At 34.8% G+C, this 18,192-nt stretch carries 20 protein-coding genes, 2 riboswitches and 1 other annotated feature; of the genes, 12 read left to right on the top strand and 8 right to left on the bottom strand.

The features are described 5' to 3' along the window. Nucleotides 1-122 precede the first annotated feature (122 nt). Both ABE048_RS13390 and ABE048_RS13385 read left to right on the top strand, forming a co-directional pair. The gene (locus tag ABE048_RS13390; protein WP_430311759.1) at nucleotides 123-806 is read left to right on the top strand and encodes a hypothetical protein; all 684 of its coding nucleotides are present in this window, start codon (nucleotides 123-125) and stop codon (nucleotides 804-806) included. A gap of 20 nt (nucleotides 807-826) precedes the next feature. Then, entirely contained in the window at nucleotides 827-1,384 is a 558-nt protein-coding gene (locus tag ABE048_RS13385; RefSeq protein ID WP_430311758.1) for a cysteine hydrolase family protein, read from the top strand. Nucleotides 1,385-1,631: 247 nt separating this feature from the next. On the opposite strand, the gene ABE048_RS13380 is transcribed toward ABE048_RS13385, so the two are convergent. From ABE048_RS13380 to ABE048_RS13370, 3 genes are all read right to left on the bottom strand, one after another. After that, on the bottom strand, nucleotides 1,632-2,324 hold the full coding sequence (locus ABE048_RS13380; RefSeq protein WP_430311757.1) for an LrgB family protein: 693 nt from the start codon (nucleotides 2,322-2,324) through the stop codon (nucleotides 1,632-1,634). 1 nt (nucleotide 2,325) lies between these two features. Further along, complete coding sequence (locus ABE048_RS13375) at nucleotides 2,326-2,694, bottom strand: CidA/LrgA family protein (RefSeq protein WP_430311756.1); 369 nt, start codon at nucleotides 2,692-2,694, stop codon at nucleotides 2,326-2,328. 100 nt (nucleotides 2,695-2,794) lie between these two features. Then, nucleotides 2,795-3,682 carry a LysR family transcriptional regulator gene (locus ABE048_RS13370; RefSeq protein ID WP_430311755.1) on the bottom strand — a complete coding sequence of 296 codons (888 nt, stop codon included), beginning with the start codon at nucleotides 3,680-3,682 and terminating at the stop codon, nucleotides 2,795-2,797. Nucleotides 3,683-3,871: 189 nt separating this feature from the next. On the opposite strand from ABE048_RS13370, the gene ABE048_RS13365 reads away from it, so the two are divergent. Beyond that, the gene (locus ABE048_RS13365) at nucleotides 3,872-4,327 is read left to right on the top strand and encodes a GNAT family N-acetyltransferase (protein WP_430311754.1); all 456 of its coding nucleotides are present in this window, start codon (nucleotides 3,872-3,874) and stop codon (nucleotides 4,325-4,327) included. A gap of 83 nt (nucleotides 4,328-4,410) precedes the next feature. Here ABE048_RS13365 and ABE048_RS13360 read toward each other — a convergent pair whose 3' ends face one another. Continuing rightward, complete coding sequence (locus ABE048_RS13360) at nucleotides 4,411-4,848, bottom strand: Lrp/AsnC family transcriptional regulator (protein ID WP_430311753.1); 438 nt, start codon at nucleotides 4,846-4,848, stop codon at nucleotides 4,411-4,413. 139 nt (nucleotides 4,849-4,987) lie between these two features. Between ABE048_RS13360 and ABE048_RS13355 the strand changes: the two genes are divergently transcribed. Further along, nucleotides 4,988-5,572, top strand: a complete 585-nt coding sequence (locus tag ABE048_RS13355) for a DJ-1/PfpI family protein (RefSeq protein ID WP_430311752.1) — start codon at nucleotides 4,988-4,990, stop codon at nucleotides 5,570-5,572. Nucleotides 5,573-5,857: 285 nt separating this feature from the next. On the opposite strand, the gene ABE048_RS13350 is transcribed toward ABE048_RS13355, so the two are convergent. Together ABE048_RS13350 and ABE048_RS13345 are read right to left on the bottom strand one after the other, a co-directional pair. Then, nucleotides 5,858-6,220 carry a hypothetical protein gene (locus ABE048_RS13350; RefSeq protein WP_430311751.1) on the bottom strand — a complete coding sequence of 121 codons (363 nt, stop codon included), beginning with the start codon at nucleotides 6,218-6,220 and terminating at the stop codon, nucleotides 5,858-5,860. A gap of 29 nt (nucleotides 6,221-6,249) precedes the next feature. Then, the gene (locus ABE048_RS13345) at nucleotides 6,250-6,936 is read right to left on the bottom strand and encodes a DUF2225 domain-containing protein (protein ID WP_430311750.1); all 687 of its coding nucleotides are present in this window, start codon (nucleotides 6,934-6,936) and stop codon (nucleotides 6,250-6,252) included. 276 nt (nucleotides 6,937-7,212) lie between these two features. Here ABE048_RS13345 and ABE048_RS13340 point away from each other — a divergent pair, with 276 nt between their 5' ends. Then, nucleotides 7,213-8,985, top strand: coding sequence for a SulP family inorganic anion transporter (locus ABE048_RS13340; protein ID WP_430311749.1), 1,773 nt, complete (start codon nucleotides 7,213-7,215; stop codon nucleotides 8,983-8,985). Between the two features lie 113 nt (nucleotides 8,986-9,098). Continuing rightward, a complete protein-coding gene (locus tag ABE048_RS13335; protein WP_430311748.1) occupies nucleotides 9,099-9,422 on the top strand; it encodes an ArsR/SmtB family transcription factor in 324 nt (107 codons plus the stop codon). Between the two features lie 105 nt (nucleotides 9,423-9,527). On the opposite strand, the gene ABE048_RS13330 is transcribed toward ABE048_RS13335, so the two are convergent. After that, the gene (locus ABE048_RS13330; RefSeq protein WP_430311747.1) at nucleotides 9,528-10,769 is read right to left on the bottom strand and encodes an aminopeptidase; all 1,242 of its coding nucleotides are present in this window, start codon (nucleotides 10,767-10,769) and stop codon (nucleotides 9,528-9,530) included. Between the two features lie 118 nt (nucleotides 10,770-10,887). Further along, on the bottom strand, nucleotides 10,888-12,522 hold the full coding sequence (gene metG / locus ABE048_RS13325; RefSeq protein ID WP_430311746.1) for a methionine--tRNA ligase: 1,635 nt from the start codon (nucleotides 12,520-12,522) through the stop codon (nucleotides 10,888-10,890). Between the two features lie 48 nt (nucleotides 12,523-12,570). Continuing rightward, nucleotides 12,571-12,824: a binding site (T-box leader), on the bottom strand. A gap of 251 nt (nucleotides 12,825-13,075) precedes the next feature. Between metG and ABE048_RS13320 the strand changes: the two genes are divergently transcribed. From ABE048_RS13320 to thiE, 6 genes are all read left to right on the top strand, one after another. Then, nucleotides 13,076-13,810, top strand: coding sequence for a polysaccharide deacetylase family protein (locus ABE048_RS13320; RefSeq protein WP_430311745.1), 735 nt, complete (start codon nucleotides 13,076-13,078; stop codon nucleotides 13,808-13,810). Nucleotides 13,811-14,241: 431 nt separating this feature from the next. Beyond that, on the top strand, nucleotides 14,242-14,658 hold the full coding sequence (locus ABE048_RS13315; RefSeq protein WP_430311744.1) for a VOC family protein: 417 nt from the start codon (nucleotides 14,242-14,244) through the stop codon (nucleotides 14,656-14,658). 61 nt (nucleotides 14,659-14,719) lie between these two features. Continuing rightward, nucleotides 14,720-14,817, top strand: a riboswitch (TPP riboswitch). 54 nt (nucleotides 14,818-14,871) lie between these two features. After that, nucleotides 14,872-14,969: riboswitch (TPP riboswitch) on the top strand. 62 nt (nucleotides 14,970-15,031) lie between these two features. Continuing rightward, the gene (gene tenA, locus ABE048_RS13310; protein ID WP_430311743.1) at nucleotides 15,032-15,715 is read left to right on the top strand and encodes a thiaminase II; all 684 of its coding nucleotides are present in this window, start codon (nucleotides 15,032-15,034) and stop codon (nucleotides 15,713-15,715) included. Then, a complete protein-coding gene (gene thiM / locus ABE048_RS13305) occupies nucleotides 15,702-16,451 on the top strand; it encodes a hydroxyethylthiazole kinase (RefSeq protein WP_430311742.1) in 750 nt (249 codons plus the stop codon). The genes tenA and thiM overlap by 14 nt, the downstream gene beginning before the upstream one ends. Continuing rightward, nucleotides 16,451-17,275, top strand: coding sequence for a bifunctional hydroxymethylpyrimidine kinase/phosphomethylpyrimidine kinase (thiD, locus tag ABE048_RS13300; protein WP_430311741.1), 825 nt, complete (start codon nucleotides 16,451-16,453; stop codon nucleotides 17,273-17,275). The genes thiM and thiD overlap by 1 nt, the downstream gene beginning before the upstream one ends. Then, a complete protein-coding gene (thiE, locus tag ABE048_RS13295) occupies nucleotides 17,262-17,888 on the top strand; it encodes a thiamine phosphate synthase (protein WP_430311740.1) in 627 nt (208 codons plus the stop codon). The genes thiD and thiE overlap by 14 nt, the downstream gene beginning before the upstream one ends. Nucleotides 17,889-18,192 lie beyond the last annotated feature (304 nt).

The following is an 18,192-nucleotide window of genomic DNA, read 5'->3' as shown; positions in this document are numbered from 1 at the left end:
GAAAGCGAAGCTAATTCCACATCATTCAGCAAGCAGATTAATACTATAAATATTTGTTTATGAAATTGATTCAATTACTTTTGGTTAAGAAAATTTCTATAAAGAGTATAGGAGAATGATAGATGCTCTCTAAAATTGATGAAGCGGTTTTAAATAATATTGCTTGGTGTCAAATCATATGTATTACACATGGGATTTTTGGGATTTCAAAAGAAAACATCTGGGGGCTTCATTCAAAAGCTCCAACGTTTTACCCTGAAGTCATTACTTCAGATAAACGTACAACAATTGAAGAAGTAAAGTACTTTATTGAAAATGGTAATGTATCAAGCATTAAAGATAGCTATGCAAATCTTAATTTATCACCATTAGGTTTTGATATTTTATTTGAGGCTGAATGGATTGTTCATGAACCGATTTTAGATTTCGAACCTATTCAAACAAACTGGCGAATAGTTGCAACAGAAAAAGATTTAAAAAAATGGAATGGTGCAAGTGAATTAGAGAATGTCATTAAATCTGAGCTTTTAAAGCAACAGAATGTGAAGATTTTTATATGTGAGACAAAGGATGGAATTTCAGGATTTATCGCTAATTTAAGTGAAGGCATTGTAGGAATATCAAATGTATTTTCTATAGGATATGAAGAGAAAAAACTATGGAGAGATATTCCTAAAATCATATCGAGAGAATTTCCAAAGCTATCAATGGTAGGATATGAGCACAATAGCAGTCTAATAGCAGCCAAATCATCAGGATGGGAAGCAATAGGTCCATTACGTGTATGGATTAAATTAAATAAATGATCTAAAAAGGGGAGATTATTTTGGAGCAAGCTTTACTTGTAATTGACGCACAGCAAGAGTTAATGGATGGTGGATTAGAACGCCAAGGTGTTTTTGAAAAAGATAAAGTCATCCATAATATCAATGTTGTTATTGAGAAGGCATTAAAGGAAAAAGCGAATATTGTTTTTATTAGGGACAAAGATGTTTCAAACGGAAAAGGTAGCGGATTTCAAGTACACAAGGATATTAAAGTACCTTCTGATGCTGTAATCTTTGATAAACTAGCAACAAATTCTTTTTATGGTACGCCATTACTGGAATATTTAAAAGACCAAAATATAGAACACCTAGTGGTTATGGGGTGCCAGACTGAATTTTGTATAGACACGGCAGTTAGGGCGGCAACTATTAATGGTTTTGATGTGACGTTAGTTAGTGATGGACATTCCACAACAGACTCGAAGATACTATCTGCTGAGCAAATTATTCGTCATCACAATGCAACGCTACATGGACATTATAATGTAGATCATTTTTCGATGGTTAGAAATGCTAATGAAGACTTGTTTAAACCTACTCATGATAGCTATCGATAAGAAGCCATATCATAGTCCACTTTAATAATTGGAGGGTTGTTAATGAAAATAATCATTCAGCATTAGCAACTGAAAAATGAATGGACAGATCCTCTATGGAAAACTAACTTAATGTAGACAAAATAGATAAGATTTTCTCGAAATAACATTAAAAAATAAAACCCGGATGGAAAATAGAGCATTTTCTATCCGGGTTTCTTACTGTAAAAAATCATGCTTATTCATGACGTTATCTGATTAAAACAATTTATGATAAAAAGTTGAGTATAACAGGGGTTAATAAAAATGCCCATAATACGGTCATAACGGCGCCAATAATAGTAGATAAAGTGGCACTTGATCCTGCTAAATCACCACTTTCAAAAGCTTTCTTAGCGCCAAGTACATTTGCTCCCATTCCATACATCATCCCAATTACTAAGGGATGTTTAAAAGAAAAGAGTTTGATGAGCTTAGGTCCAAGATAGACACCGACAAAACTGGTTATTATTACAAAAATTGCAGTCAGCGTCGGTATACCTCCAAATGATTTCGATAAGTTAACAGCGATTGGCATCGTAATAGAGCGAGGAATAATACTAATCTCTGAGCGAAGACCCATTCCTAAGAAATATGAAGTTAATACACCAGCGACAATAGCAACTAATGAACCTACCATTAGACTAAATAGAATGATACGCCAGTTAGAAGCAAGTACATTCCAATTTCGATAAAGAGGGATGGCAAAAGCAACAGTCACCACATTTAACATAGCGTTGAATACAGAGGTGGCCTTCACGTACTCCTCATAGGGTAAATGGATTAGCAAGAGGAAAATAATCATTACAAAAGGTGTGATGATGATAGGTGAGAATAATAGGCCAGGTAATTTCTTATTGATCTTTTTAGCCATGAGGTAAATAAAAACGGTTATTACAACACTAAATAGTTTTAGCAACATATTAATGTTTCACCGCCTTTAGTTTTAAAAGAGTTTTGGAAACAATACCTGTTGTGACCATAGCCAGTGTGGTCCCAACAATAACTGCTAATAACACAAGAATTCCTTTTGTTCCAATGAGCCATGGATAATTCATTATGCCTACTATTGCAGGAATAAAAAATAGTAACATTTCAGAAAAGAGAAATGCAGACCCTGCCTCTACCCAATCCAATTTAATCCATCCCATGTGCAGACTAATAAGTAATAATACAAGACCGACTATGCTTTCAGGAATATTCAAATTAAAGAAAGAAACTATGAATTGACCAAGTAAAGTAAAGAAAATAATAATAACGATTTGAAGCAAGTTCAATATCCATTTTTTCAACAAGATTACCCCCACAAATGATGTACTCATAATTCTAGGGGCTTCTATTTAATTCGTAAAATATATATATCCTATGAACACTATGCAAAAAAGTTATACACTAATGATTCAAAAGGTTTTTAGTTTGAATATAATAAATAAATTCTCGAGCAGTATATGATAGATATTTATCCTTTTTATAGATTAGTGCCAATTCCCAATCAATAAGTGGTTTAGAAATTGTAATTGCATGAATAAGTGGGTTATTAAAGCGATGGACCATGGATTTGGGTACCAAAGAAATGCCCAATTTGGATGCTACCATTTCGCCAACTAAATCCCATAAGGAACTCGTATATGCTACTTTTGGATTGAATCCAGCCTGAATGCATGCATGTTTCACGCGATCGTGAAGGATAAAATCTTCAGTAAATAGGATGAAGGATTCGTTCTTCAATTCTTCTAAACGAACAAAATCTTTGCCAACGAGCTGATGATTACTATTTACGATTACAACTAGTTCTTCAGATAGCAAGGGTACTGTCTCAAAATGAGAGCTTACCGGCAAAACTGTGACACCAAAATCGATATCACTATTTTCTACATGATGCTCCAATAACTTTGCATTATATTCAACCATTTGGACATCAATTTGCGGATATTGCTTTTTAAACCCCCCAATCAGAGTAGGGAAAAGTAATACACCTACAGTAGGCATTAAACCCAATTTTACATTTCCTTTTTTCATATCAACTAGCTCATTTACAGACGAAGCGATTCCATCCACTAATCGCAATGCTTCTAAAGCTTGTTCATAAACAACTTTCCCCACATCTGTAAGCTCAACTTTCTTCTCCGAGCGGTCTAGTAAAGTAACTTTCAATTCTGCTTCGAACCCTTTAATAATTTTACTAATGGATGGTTGGGAGACAAACAAAATATTTGATGCTTTGGTAAAGCTCTTCTGTTTTGCTACTTCTACAAAATATCTGAGTTGACGAATATCCATATATTTTCCTCCTGTAGATTAGTTAAATTATTTTCTGCATTCCTATATCTCAAAAGGGGATGAAGAAAACCCCTCAAAGTTAAACTTAATTGCTAGTATAGCACTTACTAGAGTAGCAATTAGTCGAACATTTAGAATAAAATTATAGTGAATTTACAATATATATTTAATAATAGGAGGATTATTTTTATGGATATTATAGTAGATTATTTATCCGGAGCGGAAGTGGGGGAACTAATAGGAGGACATCTTCAAAATATGACATTCCATTCTCCTCCTGAAAGTATTCATGCTTTAAGTCTTGAGGAATTGAAGAAACCTGAAATCACGTTTTGGAGTGCGTGGGAACAAGATGAATTAGTTGGATGTGGTGCATTGAAAAAGCTGGATTCAAGACATGGAGAAATAAAATCAATGAAAACCTCTCCGCATCATTTAAGAAAAGGTGTTGCCAAGCAAATCTTGCAGCACATTATAGAAGAAGCTAAAATTTGTGGTTATAAACGATTAAGTTTGGAAACAGGTTCAATGGCTGCTTTTGCTCCTGCTAGACATCTATATGAAAAATTTGGATTTCAGTATTGTAAGCCCTTTGCTGATTACAAGGAAGACCCTAATAGTGTCTTTATGACAAAAGAATTATAAGGTAATATTGATTAGTAATTTAAAAAACTCGGGTAGAAAATTTTCTACCCGAGTTTTTTTGAATCCATTCAATTTCTTTTTTGTTAATCCTTAACGATAAATGGTTCAATACTCTCTTTGGTGTGCGAAGATAACACGATATTAGTAGATGGAGTACCATAAGGCATCGATGCATCGATAAATTGTTCTAATGTCTCAACAGAATGTGTTGCCAATTTTACGATATAACTTATTTCTCCAGCAACTCGGTAACATTCCAAAACATCTGGATGACTATGACAAAATTTTGCTAATGCTTTACAGTCTTTTGATTCGAACAAAATAAATGCACAAATTGGACGGTCTATCTTCTTCAAATTTAGATGAGCATGATAACCTTCAATCACTTGTTGCTCTTCAAGTTTGCGTACTCGTTCAATGACGGCTGGAGAAGATAAGTGGACTTTTTCAGCTAATTCTTTCATTGAAACTTTAGCGTTTAACTGTAACTCTTTAACAATTTGCTTATCAATTTGATCCATATTTATCAACGCCTTTTTTTATTAATTATATTAAATGAATTTCTTTATAATTTAAAGTGGAATTAGGGAATATTCTTTTTCTGCTTATGTAATAATCCTTAATGCTTTAATAAAATGATGTATAAGGGGGGATTGAACAATGAAAAAAATATTATTACTTCTAGCGGATGGCTTTGAAGCAGTAGAAGCTAGCGTTTTTACAGATGTACTTGGATGGAACAAATGGGAAGGTGATGGTTCAACGGAGGTCGTGACAGTTGGACTACGAGACAAATTAACTTGTACATGGAATTTCACAGTAGTACCAGAAAAAACAATAGATGATATTCAATTAGAGGAATTTGATGCACTTGCTATCCCTGGGGGATTTGAAGAAGCGGGATTTTATGATGATGCATATAATGAACAGTTTTTAAATGTGATAAGGCATTTCAACGAACAACATAAGCCGATCGCTAGTATTTGTGTTGCATCGCTTGCACTAGGTAAAAGCGGCATTCTTGAAGGACTAAATGCCACTACCTACAATCATCCGGCTAGCATTAGAACAGAGCAACTAAAGAATTTTGGAGCAAATCTACAACAAAAGAGAATTGTTCAAGATGGACATATTATCACATCTTCAAATCCAGGTACGGCTTTCGATGTCGCCTTTTTATTACTAGAAATATTAACTTCTAAAGAAAACGTTAGACATGTAAAAGACTTGATGGGATTTATTTAAATCTTATGAAATGTTATATGATATTGTTGATTTTTTAATTGAACCAAGGGTGACGACTCCTCGAAAATGCATTCGCATTTCCTTCGTACGATGTTAATTCAGTGATGTTCATTCATAGTCCTGAGGGAAAGCGAGCTAGACAAGCCCCCGCAGGTTACAAGGTCTTTATGACAAAGGAATTATAAGGTGAATTTTGATTAGCAATTTCAAAAAACTAGGGTAGAAAATAAACTATTTTCTACCCTAGTTTTTTTATTAAAATAATTTTGGATCGATTTTGGTAGTTTATAATTTATATCGATAGGAGTTTGCCTTTGGTGCTTTTTTCTGAACTTTATCAAACCATATTTTATCTTTTTCTTCTTGCTTAAGGGTATGAGTAATTGATTGAGTGCATTCCCTACAGATTTTTGAATGATTTGTTAGATTTCCGCATTTTTCGCATGGTGCTCCAAGATTAGGGAAAAGGGATGGATTTAATTTCCCTGATTTTACCCATTTAAAAATTAAGTCTGAAGAAATTCCTGTTTTTTCGATTAATTGATCATTCGAAAAAAGGCGATGGTTTTTTCTAAGTAGAAAATGAATCACATCTGAAAAAATATCTTCTTCTTTTACACCTAATTGAATTTTTGAGTTTGATATCATAAAAATATCCCCTTTAAAAAATGATGTGATTATCCTTCTTTCACATTCTCTTTCTCTATTTTATCCGTAGCATATTTATAATCTTCCCAACGATTACGAGCTAATCGTTGATATTTATCTGAAACATTACGACCTGAGATTAAATGAGAAAATCCTTTTTTAGCTTCCTCTGTCTCACCAATGCGAAGGCTTAATTCAGCATACAGAAATTGAATCCTTTCTTCTCCTTCCTTATTTGACGCAAATGATTGGCTGTAAAAATCCCTAGCAGAACGTAGGTAATGGATTTCTGATTTATTTTCTTCTTTTAAGCGGTATAACCATGCAATTTTAATCGCAATGTTTGCCATAACGAGTGGTTCTTCCATTGAAGCTTTAGCCACTAAATAAGCTAACTTAAAACTGGCGATCGCATCATCTAATGTTCTTTCTTGGCAAATGGACATTGGTTTTTGTAGCGGTTTAATATAAATTTCTCTAACAAATTCCATAAAAGGTCCATAAGTGCGAACCATTGATTTATGATATGCATATCCACAATGAGGACAAACTGCAACTTCATATAACATTGGATTTAATCCGTCGTAGATAGGCATAAGGTCTGTATCCTGATGAATTACTTTATAACGATTTGGACGTACTTTATATGTAGTAAATTTCTTTTTGCAATACTGACATTCTATTTTACTTTCATAGTAATAGATATTAATTCCCATATAATACCTCTCCTTTTGTCATAGAAGTATTCATTTATTTTACAATATTTTTGTTATTAATAGGTGAAAAGAACTTTAAAATAATAGATATTTTTTTAGAGTTCTATTTTATAGAAGTATGTTGTCTAATGGACCATTATTATCGTTTCTTTTGCATAGAAAAATATTACATAGAAGTACTCTTTACAAATTCTACTTTACGCTATATATTCATATAATAGTATATTCAAATAATCAGATATTCAGTTATTAAAAGATAAAGGAAGAAGGATAATTATGCTGAAAAAATTAAATTTTTCAGGAAGATATGTAGACTACTCCTTAAAGAGTTTTCAAAAGGATTTACTATCAGGGCTAATAGTAGCTGTCATTGCAATTCCATTAGGGATGGGTTTTGCAATTGCGTCAGGAGTAAAACCGGAGTATGGAATATATACAACTATTATTGCGGGAATTTTAGTTTCACTTTTGGGTGGTTCAAAATTTCAAATTGGTGGTCCTACAGGAGCGTTTATACCAATCTTATTTGGTATTGTCATATCATATGGTTATAAAGATTTATTAATAGCGGGATTTTTAGCAGGGATATTGCTCATTTTAATGGGAGTTTTTAAACTTGGATCCTTAATAAAATATATTCCAAGACCTGTGACAATCGGGTTTACGACAGGAATTGCTGTAACTATTTTTGTCGGGCAAATAGCTAACTTTTTAGGACTTGAAAATGTTAAGAGCAAAGAATTATTTATCGATAATTTGAAAGAAATTGCCGTTCACTTATACACAGTGAATATTTATAGTATTTTAACTGGCTGTATTTGTTTGATTTTAATTCTATTTATACCGAAATTGGCTCCAAAAGTACCTGGACCTTTAATAGGTATTGTAGTTTCTACGATCATTGCAACCATTTTCTACCCAACAGAAGTTGCAACAATCGGTTCTAAGTATGGAGATATTCCAAACTCTTTACCACAGTTCCAATTTCCTGATATGACTTGGGAAAAAATTGTCCATCTTTTAAAACCAGCTTTCGTAATTGCTATTCTTGGTAGTATTGAATCGTTATTATCTGCAGTTGTGGCTGACGGTATGACAAATAGTAAACATAACAGTAATCGAGAGCTTATAGGACAAGGGGTAGCCAATATGGTAACGCCACTTTTTGGTGGTATTCCGGCAACAGGTGCTATTGCAAGAACAGCAACGAATATTAAAACGGGTGCTGTATCACCTATTTCTGGTATTGTTCATGGCTTGGTTGTATTAATAATATTAATACTTTTTGCACCATATGCTTCAAACATTCCACTTGCCAGTATGGCGCCAGTTCTAATGGTAGTTGCATGGAATATGAGCGAAAAAAAGGTGTTTTACCATGTGTTAAAAACTAAAACAGGTGATTCGCTAGTTATAGCTGTTACGTTTATATTAACAGTATTCATCAATTTAACAGTTGCAGTAGAATTCGGTCTTCTACTAGCAGTTATTTTATTTATAAAGAATATGAGTTATCATATGGTTACGAAAAAAGCGATACCTAATCGTTCTAGAAAACATGCGAAAGTGGAAGCGCAAAAGGCAACTTCTCAACATGGTTGTCCACAAATTAGTATTTTCAATATTGAAGGACCACTATTCTTTGGTGCTGCACAATCCTTTGCAGAAGATATTATGAATTCTATTAACTACAAGCCAAAAGTATTGCTTTTAAGAATGAATAAAGTGCCTTTTATCGATACAACTGGAAATTATTATTTAACAAGCATTGTAAAAGATTTCTCAAAACATGGAATCATCTTGGTATCTGGTTTAAAAGATGAGCCTAAAATGTTTTTCAAAAAAACGGGATTATATAATCTGATAGGCGAAGAACATTTCTTTGATCATACGGGTGAAGCAATCGATTATGCGCTATTACAATTAGATAAAAATAAATGTATTGGTTGTAAGAAATTTGTTTTTAATGAATGTAAAGGTTTATCTAGTCCGAAAGATTATCAAAAAGTAAAGAGGGAAAATGTGTTAGTTCACGAGAAGACTTGTTAAGATTAATGAGAGTCATTTTTTAACCTACTTTATAAGTGGAAAAGTTCTAAGTTTCACGTTGTTTGATGGCATCTAGAGAAATAGGTTTTATGTGTAGGAAGTGAGGAATTAAATTGAATACAGGATTACAACAGTTCAAAGCAGATTTTTTTAAAGCACTTGCCCATCCATTAAGAATTCAAATTCTCGAAGTTTTAGCCGAAGGTGATCGAAGCGTCAATGAAATCCAAAATCAATTAGGTAGTGAAGGCTCTGCTGTTTCCCAGCAATTAACTGTACTTAGAGCAAAAAATATCGTTTATGGAACGAAAGATGGAAACCGTGTGATTTACTCACTAAGGGATCCAATGATCATCGAATTGTTAGAAGTCGCTAAGCAAATTTTCAACAATCATCTTGTTGATGCAATAACATTGCTTGATCAAATGAAAGAATAATGTAATACCAATACAAAAAACTCAGATAGAAATGCATTGATCTTCTACCTGAGTTTTTTGTGTGGAAAATTTAAATTTATTTATGAGCAATAAGCAATTCTTTTATTAGAATGCCCAATCGCCATTACGGAAAATCGGAACAACTGTGCCATCTTGTTTGATACCATCAATATTCATCTTGTCAGAACCAATCATAAAGTCAACGTGAACTGTTGAAGTATTCATACCATGTGCTAGCAATTCCTCTTGGCTCATTTTTGTACCACCTTGAATCGTAGTAGGGTAAGCTGAGCCGATTGCTAAATGGTTAGATGCATTTTCATCATAAAGCGTTGTAAAGAATGTAATGCCAGATTGAGAAATTGGAGATGGGTCTGGAACAAGGGCAACTTCACCCAAACCTGTTGCGCCTTCATTGTCATGGACTAATTTTTTGATCGCTTCATCGCCTTTTTCAGCGGAAATATCTACAATTTTACCGTCTTTAAAGTGCACTTCAATACCTTCAATTAATGTACCGGCATAGCTTAATGGTTTCGTGCTACGTACGACACCTTCCATACGGTGTGTATCTGGAGCGGTAAATACTTCTTCTGTCGGCATATTAGCGATAAATTCATCGCCTTTTGGATTATAACTTTCTGCACTAGCCCAAATATGGTTCTTTGGTAATCCTAAAGTTAAATCTGTACCAGGTGCCGTATAGTGCAATGCGTCAAATTGGATTTCATTTAATTTAGCTGCTTTTTCATTTAAAGTTTTTTTGTGTTCATCCCAAGCTACGATTGGATCTTCTTCATAGACACGGCAAGTTTTGAAGATTTGATCCCATAATGCATCAACTTGTTCTTCTGATGTAGCTAAGTCAGGAAATACGTGTGCAGCCCAACCAGCTCCAGCAGCCGCTGCAACAGTCCACTTCAAATCGTCATTTTGAGTTGCCTTACGTTGTGCAACGAATGCTTTACCAGACTTATTTTGATAAGCAGCTACTTTTGTAGGATCTACTTCATTTAACAACCCAGGATCACTTGATACAATCGAAAGACGACTTACATGATGATTTAATACATGATCTTCGGATTCTTGAATTTCGTACTCTGGAATATCAGTCAATACTTCTACAGGTTGATGTAAATAATGAAGCTTGCTTATTTCATCATCAGACCACTTTACAATGACCTTTTCTGCACCTAATGCATAGGCCTCTTGAGTAATTAAACGAGCTAAAGGGGCTTGATCAACAGTAATTGTCATTTTCACCCAATCACCAGGTTGAACGTTAATTCCTTTCGCTACTAAAAGTTTCGCATATTTCAACAGATTTCCCTCAAAATTAGATAACATTTCCTCTACCCCCAATTATTATTTTCATTGATAATATTATCATAATAAAATGTAAATTCCGAAATTTATATCCTATCTAATTATTCGAATAAATACACCCTCCATATGAGTATGTTCTTTATTTCGAATTATTCTCTAAACGATTGTATTCCTCATCTATTAAACCGGTATCCAATCTTTCAAACAATGGGATGACGTGACTGATACTGGTTGGAATGTTCGTTTGCTCTTTCCATTCAATTACATCTATACCTAACATTTTTTTGGTTTTATCAGTTGAGAAGGGTAAGAATGGTTGCAAGAGTTGAGCTAGGTTCAAAATAATATAGCAGCATGTATATAATGTATTCTTTCCTTCGATAAGGTTTCGTTTTACTTGAATCCATGGTTGCTTTTCATCGAAGAATTTATTGGCACGACGAATATATTCGAAAATGCCCTCTAAAGCTTGTTTGAAATGTCCATCCTCTATTAGTTTTCCCACATCAGCATAGAGTTTTAGGGTCTGATTTTGAATTTCCAAATCAATCACACCTACTGGGATGTTACCTTCAAATGATTTTTCGATAAATTTAAGTGTCCTATTGACGAAGTTTCCATAAGCTCCAAGTAATTCACCGTTATGGCTGTGTATAAATTCACGCCATGAGAAATCAGTATCACGATTTTCAGGAGCATTCATTGTAAGGAAATAGCGTATGGAATCTGGATCATATTTTTCCGTAATATAAGGTACCCAGACGGCCCAATTTTGACTTGTAGAAATTTTACGTTTTTCTAGAGTTAGATATTCATTGGAAATAATATGTGTCGGCAATGCTTGATTGCCAATACCCATTAAGATAGATGGCCAAATAACTGTATGGAATGGAATATTATCTTTTCCATGAATATAGTAAGAAGTTGTATTGGCATTCCACCAATCTTCGATATTTTCACCATTTTGCTTTGCCCATTCGTTGCTAGCAGTTAAATAACCCGAAACAGCTTCAATCCAGACATAGATTTTCTTACCTTCAAAACCTTCAACAGGAACCGGGATACCATTTGGTAAATCTCGAGTTACTGCACGATCAGGTACTCCTTCAGCTAAATACCGCTTGGTAAGTTGAATTGCATTATCGCGCCATAGATTTTCTTCTTCAGCCAGTTGAACTAATTCTTCTAGATCATGTTGAAAATGGCTGAATGCAAAGTAAAAATGTTCAGTTATTCGAATGACTGGTTCACTTCCACAAATCTTGCATCGCTTATCGATTAAATCAAGAGGGTCAAGAATTGTAGAACAATGATCGCATTGATCTCCACGTGCCTTTGCACCACAATTAGGACAAATCCCTTCTACAAATCGATCAGGTAAAAACTGTTTATCATGTTCACAATATGCCTGCTCAATTGTTTTCTTAAATAAGTAACCGTTATCTAGTAATTGCTTGAATATATTTTGCACAGACTTATGATGATGGCTTGCATCTGTTCGCGTATAGAAATCATAAGTAAATCCTAGTTCTTCGAAGCAATTTTTAAATTCTTCATGATAGCGATTCGCTATGGCTTCAGTCGTTGTATTTTCTTGATTGGCACGAATAGAAATCGGTGTACCATTACAATCACTTCCCGAAACATATAACACTTTTTCGCCGTTTTGTCTGTAATATCTTGCTAAAATATCACCTGGTAAAAGTGCAGCGATATGTCCTAAATGAAGTGAACCATTTGCATATGGCCATGCACCACCAATAACGATTGTCATTCCTCATCCCTCCAAATTTAAAATAAAAAAACGCCCTAATCTATAAAAGATTAGGACGAATATAATCATCGTGTTACCACCTAGTTTTACAAATAGCTCACACTATTTGTCTCCGTCAGTACATCTTTAAAAGAGATACTGCTACCGTTGTAACGAGTGTCGTCTCGTCGTATTCTACTCGATTCTTCTTTCGATACGCAGCTCAAAGGCCATTTTCAATCAGGTTCAAAATGCTTCATTTCCACCATCAGAAGCTCTCTTTGATTATTCCCTCATTTACTTTCCCTTATCAAAGCTTTATTGTTTGAATTTACTGATAAGTGTATTGGAAAAATCTTCAGTTCGCAAGTTCAGAACAAATAAGTAAAAAATAAATACTGACTTTGATAATATTATTGCTCAAAATTCATTTTTTATTAGCGTAAAAACATGGTTGGAAAAGCTTCCAATACAATAAATGTAAACTTTTTTGCAGGCATAATTTATCGTGTTCAGCAAATATTAAAGTCATCAATGTTCTTTACAAAATCAAAAAATTTCTGGGGGTGATATTTTGAAACGAAACAATATAATATTTTTGACTGTTTGCGTTTTAGTCATCTCCATATTTTTCGCAAACTTCAGTAATGCTGCAGATAAGGGAAGAAGGTATTATGAGCAAACTGGCCAAGTTCTTTGGGATATTCAAACAGATGAAAAGGTGATTGCACTTACATTTGATGATGGTCCAGATCCAAGATACACACCAGAGATCTTAGATGTATTGGATAAATACGATGCTAAAGCCACCTTTTTTGTATTAGGAAGAAGTGCTGAAAAATATCCGAAGATTATTGAACGACAGTATGAAGAAGGACATGAATTAGCTAATCACACATATTCTCACTCATTTAAGGCAAAGTCACCAAAATTAGAAGAAGAACTAAAAAAAACCAATGACATTATTAAAGGTATTACAGGATTTTCCCCAACACTATTCCGTCCTGTAGGTGGAATTTACACGGATGAAATGATTAATGCTGCTCAGAAAAGTGGATTTAAAGTGGTCATATGGTCGTGGCATCTCGATACTCAAGATTGGAGAAATCCAGGTGTCAGAAGAATCGTAAAAAAAGTATTGAATGGTACAACTCCTGGCGATGTGATTTTGTTCCATGATGGGGGCGGCAATCGTACACAGACTATCAAAGCGTTAGAACAAATACTTCCTGCACTACAGAAAGAGGGATACAAATTTGTCACTATTTCTGAGCTAATGGGGGATGTTAATCCACACATCAAAAAATAACTAAAAATGGGGAGTAAGGATAATGGGGAAAATTATCCTTACTCTAATTTGTTCCAAAATTGAAAACTGACTTCTGTGCAAATACAGAAGTCTTTTTTTGTTCATAAAATGACAAATCTAGATAATTACAATTCAAACAAAGACTTAAATTGCTATAAGAGCGAATAAAATTAAAAAAAGGGAGAATAAATAGACGAAAAGAGCCAATAAAGTTCCAAAAGAGCCAATAAAACCGTAAAAGGAGCCAATAAATTATCAAGATCTTATATTCATCACTCCTTCCAAAATGGAATATCAATTTTGTTGTTTAATTTAGATTCAATGAGAAATTAATGAATAAATCAGCCTAAATACTGAAGGTACGTTTGATTATCCCCTTGTTATACTTTTTGGTAGTACTACAGTAAAAGTTTAAATAAGGGGATGAGAGAATGGAAAGCGATTGGCCAAATGAAATGAAAGTAGCACAAATCAGGGTGGCACGCCCTACAGATCAGCTTGATAAATTGGTAGAGTTCTATTGTAAAGGATTAGGGTTGAAGAAAATTGGCTCATTTGAGGGGCATAGGGGATATACAGGGGTAATGATCGGGCTACCTGGTTTTGACTATCATTTGGAATTTACTCAACATATAGATGGTAGCCCTTGTCCAGCTCCAACAAATGATAATCTTCTAGTCTTCTATATGCCTGATCGTAAACAAATTGAACAAATCACAAAACGATTAAAAAATATGGGCTATGATTCGGTTACACCAGAGAATGGTTATTGGGAAGAATTAGGCGTTACAATTGAAGACCCTGATGGCTGGAGAATTGTCTTAATGAACACTGCTGGTATTGGCTAAAAGTAATAGGTAAATTTATCCTTGAGTAGCCAAATAATAAATGCTACGATAATAGCAACTTAAATATTTGCAGGGGGACGCGTATGCGTTGAGAAGGTAAAACCTGACCCTTAGAACCTGGCAGTTAACACTGGCGTAGGGAGCAAAGTACACAATATCATTTTTGTACGGTAGCTCTCCAATTTTGGAGAGTTTTTTTGTACCCAACCAAATATTTTTGTGCGGGGGGACACTTTTGTGTTGAGAAGGTAAAACCTGACCCTTAGAACCTGACAGTTAATACTGACGTAGGGAGCAACGAGTCACTTGAAGTCTCTATGTCCCCACATAGAGACTTTCTTTGCGTCTACGTCCACTAAAAGGAGGACATAGAATGACATTTTGTGAAGAAGTAAGAAAAGAGACAAATATGTATTGGGAAGGAAGTTTTGAGCATCCATTTGTAAAAGGTTTGGTTGAAGGGACACTGCCAATCGAAAAATTTAAATTTTATATCATGCAGGATGCTTATTATTTAAAAAATTACACGAAAGTATTGGCTATTGCTGCATCAAAAGCAACAACAAATAAAGATATCAATTATTTTCTAGAAACAGCTCACCATATTAATGAAGCTGAACTTGAATTACACCGGACAGTTTTCCAAGAACTTGGTGTTACAGAGCAAGAATTAGAAGACTTTGAACCTGCACCAGCCGCATACAATTACGTAAGTCATATGTACAATGCAGCTCATAATGGTGATGTTGCTGATGCATTTGCAGCGATGTTCCCATGCCCTTGGCTGTATCAAGAAATTGGAGAAAAATATAAAGATGCTAAACCAGGTGTCAAACTTTATGAAGAATGGATTGCAATGTACAGTGACCCTGATTATAAAGAAAAAATTGAATTCCAAAAGTCGATGATGAATCGTTTTGCAGAAGAACAACCAGAAAAAGTATCGTTATTAAAGTCGCATTTCAAAAAAAGTTGTTATTATGAATGGAAGTTTTGGGAAATGCCTTGGACTTTTGAAGATTGGAAAGGTGAAGTGGTCAATTATGAGTATATCTAAAATCCGAATGACAAGTCCTCTTGTTCACTGTATGACGAATTATGTTGTAGCGAACTTTACTGCTAATGGTTTGCTAGCAATTGGAGCTTCACCTGTAATGGCAGATGAAGCGTCAGAGGTCGAAGAGATGGTATCCATTGCATCAGCATTATTGCTTAATATCGGAACGATTAACACTCGTACAAAGGAAGCGATGATACTTGCAGGTCGAAAAGCAAATGAGAAAAAAATACCTGTTGTACTAGATCCAGTTGGTGTTGGTGCTACAACATTCCGAAAACAAACGGTCCATCAATTGCTGGAAGCAGTGAAATTTGATTTAATCCGTTGTAATGCTGGAGAACTAGCAACTATTGCAGGTGTTAAATGGCAAACAAAAGGTGTAGACAGTGGTGAAGGCGAAATCGATGTTGAACAAGTAGCGCAACAAGTAGCACGTCAATATAATTGTCTAGTCATTGTAACGGGGCCTTCAGATATATTAACAAATGGCGAGCAAACTAGAAGCATTGTTGGGGGTCATGAGTTAATGACACAAGTGACAGGAACAGGCTGCTTACTTAGTGCTGTTTGTAGTGCGGCATTATCGGTGGAAGGCGATCCGTTAGCAGTTCTACATGATGTTTTACAAGATTATAAAGCTGTTGCAGAACGTGCAGCTATTGCTGGTCCACTAGGCTCATTCCAAGTGGAAGTATTAAATGCATTGCACGATATTTCTAGAGGTGAACAATAATGAACATTGTTATGACAATTGCTGGTTCTGATAGCGGCGGTGGCGCAGGAATCCAAGCAGATTTAAAAACGTTTCAAGAGTTAGGCGTTTTTGGTACATCTGCGATTACCGCATTAACTGCTCAAAATACATTAGGGGTAGAAGGGATCTTCCCTTCTACAGCTGAATTTGTACAACAACAAATTGAAGTAGTGATGAAAGATTTACCTGTAAAAGCTGCGAAAACAGGTATGCTTTTTTCCGCGGAAATTATTGAAGCAGTTGCTCAAAGCTTAAAAGATAAAGACATCCAACTTGTTGTCGATCCAGTGATGATTGCTAAAGGTGGTGCATCTCTCCTTCAATCAGAAGCTGTAAAAGCTTTGACAAGTTCCTTATTACCACTTGCTACTGTACTAACACCAAATATTCCAGAGGCAGAAGTAATAAGTGGAATCACCATTAAAACGACTGCCGATATTGAAAAAGCTGCCAACATCATTTTGGATATGGGCGTTGCATGTGTTGTGATGAAAGGTGGTCATTTAGAGGGTGAAGATGCGATTGATACAGTCTATTTCAATGAAGGCACATCATTTTCAATGCAAACAAAAAGAATCGCAACAAACCAAACGCACGGAACAGGCTGTACATTTTCATCTGCAATCACTGCGTTTTTAGGACAAGGCTATGAATTACGTGAAGCAATTATTGAAGCAAAGAAATTTGTACAATTAGCAATTCAAAATCCTTTAAATATCGGTCATGGTCATGGCCCAACCAACCATTTCGAATATAAAAAGGAAAATGGAAATTGCGAGGTGATAATCATTGAAACGAACTGATTTAGCTGTTTACTTTATTATGGGAACTCAAAATTGTATTGAAAGACCACTCGATGTATTAGAAGAGGCATTAAATGCTGGAATAACGATTTTTCAATTACGAGAAAAAGGTGAAGGTTCGTTAAAAGGTCATAATCTTGAGCAATTTGCGTTAAACTGCCAAATGCTTTGCAAACAATACAATGTTCCATTCATTGTAAATGATGATGTTGATCTTGCTTTGAAGGTAGATGCGGATGGAGTACATGTGGGACAAGACGATATCGCTCTTGAAACCATTCGAGCAAAATTTGAAAACAAAATCGTAGGTGTATCTGTGCATACAAAAGAAGAGCTGGAGAAAGCAGTAGCAGGTGGAGCTGACTATGTTGGGATTGGCCCAATCTATGAAACACAATCAAAAGCAGATGCGAAAAAACCTGCTGGCGTAACGTTTCTACATCAAGCTAGAATCCAGTATCCAGAGTTCCCAATTGTCGCAATTGGAGGTATCAATGAACAAAATACATTAGAAGTGCGACAGGCCGGAGCAGATGGAGTGGCTGTCATATCAGCCATTTGCCAGAGTACAAATCGAAAAGAAACGGTTCAATCTTTGAATTGGTTATTATAGACGGTCTTATAAGTTGTTCATGTCCCCTTCAAATATAATATCGAGTTGAAGGTGGAATGGGCACTTATTAGAATCTATTTACAAATAGAGGACTTCGGTATTATACCGAAGTCCTTTTTACTGTAAATCTTATTGTTCAGATAATTGAATCAATATCATAATGCAGAATTCATATAAAATATACGGGAATTTAATGATAGTCAATTTTGTTCATTACAACGCTAATAATAAAAATCTTGTATAGCATCTTTGTTGATGTGGAATTAACGTAGACTCCTGCGGGAAGAGCAAGCGAATCAAGACC

Source organism: Rummeliibacillus pycnus (assembly GCF_050459865.1).
Classification (GTDB): Bacteria; Bacillota; Bacilli; order Bacillales_A; family Planococcaceae; genus Rummeliibacillus; species Rummeliibacillus pycnus_B.
This window is presented reverse-complemented; position numbering and strand designations above follow the sequence as displayed.

Coding starts and splice junctions, on each gene's coding strand:
- ABE048_RS13355 (WP_430311752.1), top strand. CDS start 4,988: ATGAAAAAAATATTATTACTTCTAGCGGATGGCTTTGAAGCAGTAGAA.
- ABE048_RS13365 (WP_430311754.1), top strand. CDS start 3,872: ATGGATATTATAGTAGATTATTTATCCGGAGCGGAAGTGGGGGAACTA.
- ABE048_RS13345 (WP_430311750.1), bottom strand. CDS start 6,936: ATGGGAATTAATATCTATTACTATGAAAGTAAAATAGAATGTCAGTAT.
- thiM (WP_430311742.1), top strand. CDS start 15,702: ATGAGTATATCTAAAATCCGAATGACAAGTCCTCTTGTTCACTGTATG.
- tenA (WP_430311743.1), top strand. CDS start 15,032: ATGACATTTTGTGAAGAAGTAAGAAAAGAGACAAATATGTATTGGGAA.
- ABE048_RS13370 (WP_430311755.1), bottom strand. CDS start 3,682: ATGGATATTCGTCAACTCAGATATTTTGTAGAAGTAGCAAAACAGAAG.
- ABE048_RS13350 (WP_430311751.1), bottom strand. CDS start 6,220: ATGATATCAAACTCAAAAATTCAATTAGGTGTAAAAGAAGAAGATATT.
- ABE048_RS13315 (WP_430311744.1), top strand. CDS start 14,242: ATGGAAAGCGATTGGCCAAATGAAATGAAAGTAGCACAAATCAGGGTG.
- ABE048_RS13330 (WP_430311747.1), bottom strand. CDS start 10,769: ATGTTATCTAATTTTGAGGGAAATCTGTTGAAATATGCGAAACTTTTA.
- thiD (WP_430311741.1), top strand. CDS start 16,451: ATGAACATTGTTATGACAATTGCTGGTTCTGATAGCGGCGGTGGCGCA.
- metG (WP_430311746.1), bottom strand. CDS start 12,522: ATGACAATCGTTATTGGTGGTGCATGGCCATATGCAAATGGTTCACTT.
- ABE048_RS13360 (WP_430311753.1), bottom strand. CDS start 4,848: ATGGATCAAATTGATAAGCAAATTGTTAAAGAGTTACAGTTAAACGCT.
- ABE048_RS13380 (WP_430311757.1), bottom strand. CDS start 2,324: ATGTTGCTAAAACTATTTAGTGTTGTAATAACCGTTTTTATTTACCTC.
- ABE048_RS13390 (WP_430311759.1), top strand. CDS start 123: ATGCTCTCTAAAATTGATGAAGCGGTTTTAAATAATATTGCTTGGTGT.
- ABE048_RS13340 (WP_430311749.1), top strand. CDS start 7,213: ATGCTGAAAAAATTAAATTTTTCAGGAAGATATGTAGACTACTCCTTA.